Source organism: Bacillus sp. CFBP9009, assembly GCF_036541465.1.
Classification (GTDB): Bacteria; Bacillota; Bacilli; order Bacillales; family DSM-1321; genus Peribacillus.
Map to the genome: position 1 here is coordinate 157,396 of NZ_JAZHFU010000009.1, position 8,921 is coordinate 166,316.

An 8,921-nucleotide genomic window follows, 5' to 3' on the forward strand; every position below is an offset into this window, starting at 1 on the left:
GCCATTTCTCCCCTGAAAATGGTATATGGCATCCAAGCATTTTTATTGTCTAAAAAGGTTGGTTTGGATAAACTAATTCATTAGGACAAGAGATTACGGAGGATGTAACAGGATGAGTGATGCAATTCAAGTGAAACAGCTTCGGAAGGAATTTAAGTCGGCATCAAGCCGTTCAGGGCTAAAGGGTGCCTTCCGGGATTTACTTACCAGAAATTATAAGGTCGTCCCTGCCGTCAATGATATCAATTTTACTGTAAAAAAGGGTGAGATGGTAGCTTATATCGGGGAAAATGGTGCAGGGAAATCGACCACGATCAAAATGCTGACAGGTATTTTGGAACCGACAGCAGGTGAAATCACGGTCAATGGCATGAATCCGCATAAAGAAAGGGAAAAGTTCACTCAGACAATCGGAGTCGTATTCGGTCAGCGCTCACAGCTTTGGTGGGATATTGCGGTTCAAGAATCGTTTAGGCTGTTAAAAAAGGTCTATAAGGTAACGGATGAACAATATAACGATCATATGGAACATGTCATCAAGACGCTTGATATCGGTCCTTTGCTGGACAAACCAGTGCGTAAACTCTCGCTTGGTCAGCGAATGCGCTGCGAGCTTGCCGCAGCCTTGATCCACAATCCGCCTTTGCTGTTCCTGGATGAGCCGACAATTGGACTTGATGTGCTCGTGAAAATGAAAATTCGTGAGTTCCTGAAAGAAATCAATGAGAAATATAATACGACAATCCTTTTGACTACACATGATTTAGGAGACATTGAAGCATTATGTGAGCGTGTAATCATGCTTGATGAAGGACAAATCATCTATGATGGGGAATTGCAGAGTTTGAAAGATAACTGGGCTGAGGAAAAACAGATCCATTTTCAATTCATCGAGCCGATCGCATTGAAGGAATTACAATCATTAGCGCTCCCATTTACCGCTAACTGGGTTTATGATGAGAAAAATCAAACTTACATTGCCTTGTTGAAAGAAGAAAGTGATCATATTTCACAGCTTGTTTCAGCTGTCGTATCTCATTTTAAAATAAAAGACATCAAAATCCATGAAACGTCCATTGAAGAGATCGTTCGCAATATTTACGAAGAAGGCACTGTCTGACTCTCTTATCATTAAGAAACAACGTGTCTATCAAGAAGGGGGAGGGCCATGGGGAAGTATCTTGCCATGATCCGCATGCGTTTTTTAATGATGCTTGCGTATCGAACTGATTATTATACCGGCATTTTAATTTATAGCATTAATATCGGTGCTTATTATTTCTTATGGAATGCGATATATGGAGAAAAAAGCTCCATCGAAGGACTTTCAAGCATGCAGATGACAACCTATGTCGCGGTTGCATGGATGGCGCGCGCTTTTTATTTCAATAATATTGACCGCGAAATCGCCACTGAGATTAAAGACGGCAAGGTTGCCATTGAAATGATAAGGCCTTATAACTATTTAGGCATGAAAACGATGCAAGGACTTGGGGAAGGGATATTCCGTTTCTTCTTCTTCTCGATTCCGGGGATGCTGCTGGTAGCTTTCATTTTTCCTATCGAATTGCCGCACGAGCCGGCTACGTGGGGGATGTTCGGTATTTCCTTGCTGTTCAGCTTCATCATCAATACACAAATCAACTTATTGACGGGAATCACTACCTTTTTCTTATATAATAATGCCGGATTAATCCGCGCTAAAAGGGTTATCATTGATTTATTTTCCGGTCTGCTGCTGCCCATCAGTTTCTATCCTATTTGGGCGCAGGAAGTGATGAAATATTTACCCTTTCAAGGGATCAGCTATGTACCAAGCATGATTTTTACGAACGGGTACAGTTCAGGCGAAATTGGCATGGCGCTTTTACAGCAGTTAATTTGGTGCATCATTCTCATAATACCGATTCAGCTTTTATGGATAGTCGCAAAAAAACAGCTGATTATTCAAGGAGGTTGACGGGATGTTTTATGTATCGATGTTTTTTCAATATGTGAGTCAATATATGAAAACAAGACTGCAATATAGAGCCGATTTCTTCATGGAAATCCTATCTGACCTGCTGAATCAGGTCGTGAATCTGGTATTTATCTTAGTCGTTTTTGGACATACCCAATTTTTAAGCGGCTGGAGCCGTGAAGAAATCATATTCATTTATGGATTTTTCCTTATCCCATTCGCCCTTTTTTCAGCTTTTTTCAACATCTGGGATTTTAATGACCGCTATATCGTCAAAGGTGAAATGGACCGGATATTAACCAGACCGATACATAGCCTGTTTCAAGTCATTTTAGAAAGAATCGAGCTTGAAGCGTTATTTGGTGTTGTGACCGGTTTGATCATTATATTCTATTCGGGGATTTCATTGGATCTGCAGCTTGCGTGGTATGACCCGATTCTTTTCATCATTTTTGCAATAGGCGGGGCCCTTGCTTATGCAGCCATATTCGTTGCGATAGCAAGCATTGGTTTCTGGTCGGATGCGAAAACATCCATCATGCCAATGATGTACAATATCGGGAACTATGGGCGCTATCCTGTTGATATTTATAATAAGGTCATTCGTTTTGTCCTTACATGGGTGCTGCCATTCGCGTTTGTTGGTGTCTATCCGGCATCTTATTTCCTTAGAAAAGAAGAGTGGTATGCATATGCATTTGCGACACCTGTAATTGGGGTTGCCTTTTTCGTGATATCCGTTTTCATATGGAATCAGGGAGTGAAGAGGTACCGCGGGGCAGGGAACTAAAAAAACCCCTTCAACAGCATTCATGTTGAAGGGGTTTTTGTTTAGTTCCGCTTTTTCTTTCTATCAATATATCTTGCCTGTGCTTCAACATATTGCTGCTTTTCTTCTTCCGTTTCCGGTATGACCTGAGGTACGTTTGTCGGCTTACCGTCTTCATCAATGGCCAGCATCATTAAAAAAGCGCGTGCCGTAAGCTGTTTTTCACCTGTTAATAGGTTCTCACGCTCCACTTTCACGAATACCTCCATTGATGTGCGATGAGCACAGGTGACATAAGCTTCAAGGTTGATCGCATCCCCCGTCTTGATGGGGGCCAAAAAATCAAAAGAGTTGCTTGAAGCAGTCACAACGGGTTTTCGACAATGGCGCATAGCTCAAATGCAGGCTATTTTATCAACATAGGCCATTACTTTCCCGCCAAAGATGGTATTGTGATGATTTGTATCCGGTTATTAGGTGTGTAGGTGATAAGGATGAGGTCTGTTCCTAAAAAAGAATATATTGTTTGGACAGGGAGTATGTATAGAGGAAGTGGCGTTTTGAAATGGGGCGTGGGGGATGACTTTCTACATCTTGATTGCAGGAATCATTTTTTGCATGGTGATGAGCATTCGTACGTTATTTCTTGTTGAGTCGGGAGGAAAGAAGTTTTCTCTGGAGGATATGCTGTGGCTTGGCAATTTATATGCGACGATATTAGTTGGGTTTGCACTGATTTATTTATTATACGAACTTCAGAATCATTCGGTGATTCTTGATATGGGCAATCGATTGGATGGCACTTTCTATGAACAGTTGAAGACTTCTTTTTATTTTAGTGCGATGACGATGTTTTCTGTAGGGTATGGAGATATAGCCCCGATTGGCATGGGCAGGATGATAGCTACGATTCAGGCTTTCATCGGTTATACACTGCCGGCAGCGTTCGTGATCCGGACGGTGATCGATTTAGAGCACAAAGATAGGAAGGATAAATGAAAGTTGTGTTTCTTTCGATTATTGGGTACTCTTACCATAATGAAAGAAATGGAGGGTTCAATATGACTGTTAAAATTGGAGAAAAAGCACCTGATTTCAAGCTCCCTGCAAACAATGGTGAAATGGTGTCCCTATCGGATTTTAAGGGGAAATATATTGTTTTATATTTCTATCCAAAAGACATGACGCCAGGCTGCACGACAGAGGCCTGTGATTTCCGGGACCATAATGAGCAATTTGAGGAATTGAACGCGGTCATCATTGGAATAAGCCCAGACCCAGCTGCACGTCATGAAAAATTTATCGAAAAACATGGATTGCCTTTTCTGCTGCTGGCTGATGAAAATCATGAAGCGGCTGAATCATTTGATGTGTGGCAATTGAAAAAGAACTTCGGCAAGGAGTATATGGGCATTGAACGTTCAACTTTCCTGATTGATAAGGCTGGTAAGGTAGTCAAAGAATGGCGTAAAGTAAAAGTCAAAGGCCACGTCGAAGAAGCTCTTCAAACTCTTCGCGACCTCGAAAAATAAGGGACAGGCAGATGAAGGATGAGCGAATAACGAAGCTTGCAGCCAGGCTGATTCATCATTCGATACAATTACAGCCAAAAGAGAGAATCCTCATACGGGGGCATATCAACACGAAACCATTATTGAAAGAGCTGATTGATGAAATTTACAGAGTGGGTGCTTACCCATATGTAGAACTCGAAGACGATGAAATAAGCCGCCACCTGTTACAAGGGAATGTAAAGGAACAACTTGACACCTCTTCGCAATGGGCCTTGAAGAAATATAAGGATATCGATGCGGTCATCATCATCACCGGGGAAGAAAACGATGTGGAAATGACCGATGTTCCCATCGAGAGGCACCGTCTTCAAGGGGAGGCTATGAATTCGCCCACTCTTTTCTATGTAAACAACCGACGTTGGGTCTTGCTTAATTATCCCACCAACGCATCAGCGCAAAAAGCCGGAATGACCTTCGACAGGTACGAAGATTTTCTTTTGAATGTATGCAACATGGATTACGGGAAAATGGAGACGGCCTTGAAACCGTTAAAACAATTGATGGAACGAACTGATAAAGTCAGGATAGTTTCGCCAGGAACAGATTTGACCTTTTCCATCAAAGGTATGCCGGCCGTCATATGTGCCGGAAAAAAGAATTTACCGGATGGGGAAGTGTTTACGGCACCCATAAAAGATAGTCTCAATGGAAGGATATCCTTCAACACACCAACAACCTATGAAGGATTCACCTTTAGTGACATAGAATTAAACTTGGAAAAGGGAAAAATCATTAAAGCTACTTCCAATCGTGACTCTGAAATGAACCAAATTCTGAATATTGATGAAGGGTCCCGGTTTATCGGGGAGTTCGCAATTGGGATCAATCCATACATATTGGAACCTATGGATGATATCTTGTTCGATGAGAAAATAAGCGGGAGTCTGCACTTGGCTCTTGGACTTGCCTATGAAGAAGCGGATAATGGAAACCGATCATCGATTCATTGGGATATGGTTTTGATTCAGCGGCCCGAATATGGGGGTGGTGACATCTTCTTTGACGACGTCCTGATCAGAAGGGATGGCGTTTTCATTTTGCCGGAATTAGATGCATTAAACCCAAATTCTTTAATATAAAGCCTTTTTTAATAAGGCTAAGGCTTTTGTCCAACTCAAAAAGGGGACACCTGAATATGCTTTATTAAGGGAATACCTCCTCAGAGAAAGTTGCACGGGACACATAGAGCCCGTGTTTTTTTATGTTAATTAAAAGGGAGAGATAAACATGTTAATACTTTCAACTGTCATTCCGAATGAAGGCATCCAAAAGAAGATGACGGAAGCTTTTCCTGACTTGAGCTTCATTTATCAAAAAGGATGGACGGATGGGCCGCTTCGTGAAGCGGAAATCTTAATTACATATGGTGAAGACTTAACTGAAGAAATCATTGGGAAAGCTGCGAACTTGAAATGGATCATGGTCATGAGTGCAGGGATGGAATTAATGCCATTTAAAGCCATAGAGGAACGGGGCATTCTGGTGACGAATGCTAGAGGCATTCATAAAATCCCGATGGCAGAGTATACGATAGGGATGCTTTTGCAATATGAAAAGAAATTGAAACTGCTTATGAAGAATGAAAAGGAAGAACTGTGGGATAGAAAGATTGAAGTAGGGGAATTGAATGGCAAGACGATGCTCGTTATTGGTGCGGGTGCAATTGGAGGGGAAGTGGCTCGTCTTGGGAAAGCCTTTGGGATGACGACGATAGGAGTGAACCGGAGCGGTAAACCAGTGGAATCCATCGATCACCTTTATGCCCTGGATAATTTATTGGAAGCCATACCGGGAGCCGATTATATCGTATCCGTCCTGCCAAGTACGGATGAAACGAAGGGCCTTCTGCAAAAAGAACACTTTGAAGCAATGAAAGAAACTGCAGTATTCGTGAATATTGGCCGCGGCGACCTGGTTAACGATGAAATGTTGATCGAAGCGCTGGATGCCGGGGAATTATCTCATGCCATCTTGGATGTATTTGATCCGGAACCTTTAGGAAAAGGGCATCCGTTTTGGAGGATGGAGAATGTTACAGTCACTCCGCATCTTTCAAGTAAAAGCGGAGAATATTTACCAAGAACCTTTGCCATATTCGAAAAAAATATGCGTGAATACCTGAAAGCTGGAAAAGACTTCACCAACGTAATCGACTTATCCAGGGGATACTAAACTCAATGCAAAAATGGGAAAGATTCAATGTGTTCATGAATAAACTAAAAAAGAATGGTTAAGCCATTGAATTATTGACAAATTCAACGCATAAAAGGTACACTATTTATAAACATTATAATTTAAGAATGCATACTTAATGAGAAAAAGAGGTGGATGACGGTGTCTGAAGTTCAGTTAAAAGAAGCGTTGGATTCCTTAAAAGATACCGGTGTAAGAATAACTCCTCAACGCCATGCGATACTTGAGTATTTGATAAGCTCCATGTCCCACCCTACCGCTGATGATATATATAAAGCGCTGGAAGGCAAGTTTCCGAATATGAGTGTGGCAACGGTTTATAACAACCTGCGTGTGTTCCGTGAGGTAGGTTTGGTAAAAGAACTTACGTATGGTGATTCTTCAGCAAGGTTTGATTTTGTGACGACGAATCATTATCATGTAATTTGCCAAACTTGCGGGAAAATTGTGGATTTCGATTATCCTGCATTGGATGAAGTCGAGCACTTCGCAGCACAAGTCACTGGTTTCAATGTTAGTCACCATCGGATGGAAATCTACGGCGACTGTACGGATTGTGCGAAAAAAGAATCGCATTAAAAAAAGTTCCTCCACTTGGTTGGAACTTTTTTTCATGTTATGAAGAAATGATACAATTGTTAAAGACTTCTTTAAAGGGAATTCAGCTAGCCGAATTCCTTTAGTCATGCAGGCTTTTTCGGTTATATTTTTCGTTGAATTCTTCGCCTTCCAACTTTTTGTCAAGTGTCAATGGTTCTTCGCAATGCATGCAAATATCTACACGCCCTAGTATTTTTGTAGGTTTGCCGCAGTTAGGACAGACAACCTGGATCGATTTTGTGGAAAGCATTCCAATCCAAAAATAAACCCCTGTACTTGCGATTATGAATAAAAGGCCCAGCCCCATGAAAATCGTCATGACAACAGGATGCGTTTTGAAGAAAAGCCCAAGGTACATTACGATGAAGCCAATGAAAATCAAACTCAAAGCAAAAGTGCGTATTTTATTGATTTTGCTAGAATATTTAGCCATGGATTGTCCCTCCTAAAATATAACTTTAACTATAACATAAACAAGGGATGGAACAAAAAAGAAATAAAGGATACATATTACTTTTGAATTGAGATGGTTTGGGGTAAGGGACATAAGCAGGAATTTGAAGAGTTTTGTCGAAAATCTAAAAAAAAAGGTTTTGGAGGAATTTATGATGGAAGATATCCTTCGCCCGATTTATCAAGAGCGAGCAAGTTTAAAATCTACACTTGGAATCTTGTTAATAGAAAAAAGGGATGATAATAGCCCGATTACCGATACATTTGACTACATCCTTTTTGTGATTGCAGACGAAGCCGAAGAGGCCGTGTTTTTAAAACATTACACTTACCGGGATAAAAAGGCAGCCTTACATATCGTAAAGGAAGACCAGTTAAAAGAATGGCTTCTATTAGGTACGAACCGCAAAGTGGTTGACTGGATATATAACGGGAAGGTTCTTTTTGACCGGAATGAATATTTGGACCGTTTGAAAACAGAAATCCGGGAGTTCCCCTTCTATGGAAGGAAGTTAAAAATGGGGATGGAGTTTGCGAAGTTAATTCGCAGGTACATGGATGGGAAAAGCTTCTTTGAAAAAGGCCATTATCTGGAGGCATACAACCATATCGTTCATTCCCTGCATCACTTGGCCCGTTTGGAAATAATAGAACAAGGTTTTTATCCGGAGGTTACGGTCTGGAACCAAGTGAAGCATATGGAACCTGAGATCTATAAGTTGTATAAAGAATTGATCAGCAGTGAGGAAACTCTCGAAAAAAGATTGGAGCTTCTTTTCCTTGCGAGCGAATTTCTTATTTATTCGAGGACGAATGCAGGTTCACAGCATTTGGTCGAAATAATGGGGACGAAAGAAGATCCGTGGACGATTGCGGAGCTTATGGAGCATCCGGAAGTTAAGTTTTATTCAGTCGACCTAGGTGTTTTATTGGAATATTTGATAGAGAAGAAGGTAATCGACGTCATCAAAGCGGAGACAAAAGGTCACGAGGTATATCACCGGTTTTATCGGGTATCAAAAAACTTTTAAAAAAGTGCTTTTTTATTGTTGACCAATAGTAATATAGGTGTTATATTAATACATGTCGCTGCGGGACATCAGCTTTCGCAGCTTCATCAAAACAAAAAAAACTTAAAAAACATGTTGACAACAATGTTGAAGACATGATAAGATGTAAAAGTCGCTTACGAAGTAAACGACAACGAAATTGCTCTTTGAAAACTGAACAAAACAAAGCGCCAACGTTAAATTTTAAGTGAGCACACACTATCAAAAAAGCAAATGAGCAAGTCAAACATTTCTTCGGAGAGTTTGATCCTGGCTCAGGACGAACGCTGGCGGCGTGCCTAATACATGCAAGTCGAGCGAAT

10 protein-coding genes, 1 rRNA gene and 1 pseudogene are annotated in these 8,921 nt (G+C 41.0%); 10 read left to right on the top strand and 2 right to left on the bottom strand.

Annotated elements, in window-relative coordinates:
• Positions 1-112 precede the first annotated feature (112 nt).
• Genes V3595_RS20040 through V3595_RS20050 form a run of 3 tightly spaced genes read left to right on the top strand, consistent with a single transcriptional unit; the run spans position 113 to position 2,750 of the window.
• The gene (locus V3595_RS20040; RefSeq protein ID WP_034305344.1) at positions 113-1,120 is read left to right on the top strand and encodes an ABC transporter ATP-binding protein; all 1,008 of its coding nucleotides are present in this window, start codon (positions 113-115) and stop codon (positions 1,118-1,120) included.
• 48 nt (positions 1,121-1,168) lie between these two features.
• A complete protein-coding gene (locus tag V3595_RS20045) occupies positions 1,169-1,960 on the top strand; it encodes an ABC transporter permease (RefSeq protein ID WP_072272421.1) in 792 nt (263 codons plus the stop codon).
• 4 nt (positions 1,961-1,964) lie between these two features.
• Positions 1,965-2,750: an ABC transporter permease gene (locus tag V3595_RS20050; RefSeq protein WP_048678294.1), complete on the top strand. Its 786-nt coding sequence runs from the start codon at positions 1,965-1,967 to the stop codon at positions 2,748-2,750.
• 41 nt (positions 2,751-2,791) lie between these two features.
• On the opposite strand, the pseudogene V3595_RS20055 reads toward V3595_RS20050, so the two are convergent.
• Positions 2,792-3,175: pseudogene (locus V3595_RS20055) on the bottom strand (acyl-CoA thioesterase).
• Positions 3,176-3,308: 133 nt separating this feature from the next.
• Here V3595_RS20055 and V3595_RS20060 point away from each other — a divergent pair.
• From V3595_RS20060 to perR, 5 genes are all read left to right on the top strand, one after another.
• The gene (locus V3595_RS20060; RefSeq protein WP_101225970.1) at positions 3,309-3,728 is read left to right on the top strand and encodes a potassium channel family protein; all 420 of its coding nucleotides are present in this window, start codon (positions 3,309-3,311) and stop codon (positions 3,726-3,728) included.
• Positions 3,729-3,790: 62 nt separating this feature from the next.
• Positions 3,791-4,261 (top strand): thioredoxin-dependent thiol peroxidase, encoded by a 471-nt coding sequence (bcp, locus tag V3595_RS20065; RefSeq protein ID WP_485909008.1) that lies wholly within the window; start codon positions 3,791-3,793, stop codon positions 4,259-4,261.
• Positions 4,262-4,272: 11 nt separating this feature from the next.
• Positions 4,273-5,382 (top strand): aminopeptidase, encoded by a 1,110-nt coding sequence (locus tag V3595_RS20070; RefSeq protein ID WP_485909010.1) that lies wholly within the window; start codon positions 4,273-4,275, stop codon positions 5,380-5,382.
• A 148-nt stretch (positions 5,383-5,530) separates the two neighbouring features.
• Complete coding sequence (locus tag V3595_RS20075; protein WP_485909012.1) at positions 5,531-6,475, top strand: D-2-hydroxyacid dehydrogenase; 945 nt, start codon at positions 5,531-5,533, stop codon at positions 6,473-6,475.
• Between the two features lie 156 nt (positions 6,476-6,631).
• The gene (gene perR / locus V3595_RS20080) at positions 6,632-7,075 is read left to right on the top strand and encodes a peroxide-responsive transcriptional repressor PerR (protein WP_076371177.1); all 444 of its coding nucleotides are present in this window, start codon (positions 6,632-6,634) and stop codon (positions 7,073-7,075) included.
• Positions 7,076-7,175: 100 nt separating this feature from the next.
• Here perR and V3595_RS20085 read toward each other — a convergent pair whose 3' ends face one another.
• Entirely contained in the window at positions 7,176-7,529 is a 354-nt protein-coding gene (locus V3595_RS20085) for a YgzB family protein (protein WP_101225973.1), read from the bottom strand.
• Positions 7,530-7,704: 175 nt separating this feature from the next.
• Here V3595_RS20085 and V3595_RS20090 point away from each other — a divergent pair, with 175 nt between their 5' ends.
• Complete coding sequence (locus tag V3595_RS20090) at positions 7,705-8,580, top strand: nucleotidyltransferase-like protein (protein ID WP_241593563.1); 876 nt, start codon at positions 7,705-7,707, stop codon at positions 8,578-8,580.
• Positions 8,581-8,850: 270 nt separating this feature from the next.
• Positions 8,851-8,921, top strand: a 16S ribosomal RNA gene (locus V3595_RS20095); the annotation flags it as partial.

Coding starts and splice junctions, on each gene's coding strand:
- V3595_RS20060 (WP_101225970.1), top strand. CDS start 3,309: ATGACTTTCTACATCTTGATTGCAGGAATCATTTTTTGCATGGTGATG.
- V3595_RS20045 (WP_072272421.1), top strand. CDS start 1,169: ATGGGGAAGTATCTTGCCATGATCCGCATGCGTTTTTTAATGATGCTT.
- V3595_RS20050 (WP_048678294.1), top strand. CDS start 1,965: ATGTTTTATGTATCGATGTTTTTTCAATATGTGAGTCAATATATGAAA.
- V3595_RS20070 (WP_485909010.1), top strand. CDS start 4,273: ATGAAGGATGAGCGAATAACGAAGCTTGCAGCCAGGCTGATTCATCAT.
- V3595_RS20075 (WP_485909012.1), top strand. CDS start 5,531: ATGTTAATACTTTCAACTGTCATTCCGAATGAAGGCATCCAAAAGAAG.
- V3595_RS20085 (WP_101225973.1), bottom strand. CDS start 7,529: ATGGCTAAATATTCTAGCAAAATCAATAAAATACGCACTTTTGCTTTG.
- bcp (WP_485909008.1), top strand. CDS start 3,791: ATGACTGTTAAAATTGGAGAAAAAGCACCTGATTTCAAGCTCCCTGCA.
- V3595_RS20090 (WP_241593563.1), top strand. CDS start 7,705: ATGGAAGATATCCTTCGCCCGATTTATCAAGAGCGAGCAAGTTTAAAA.
- perR (WP_076371177.1), top strand. CDS start 6,632: ATGACGGTGTCTGAAGTTCAGTTAAAAGAAGCGTTGGATTCCTTAAAA.
- V3595_RS20040 (WP_034305344.1), top strand. CDS start 113: ATGAGTGATGCAATTCAAGTGAAACAGCTTCGGAAGGAATTTAAGTCG.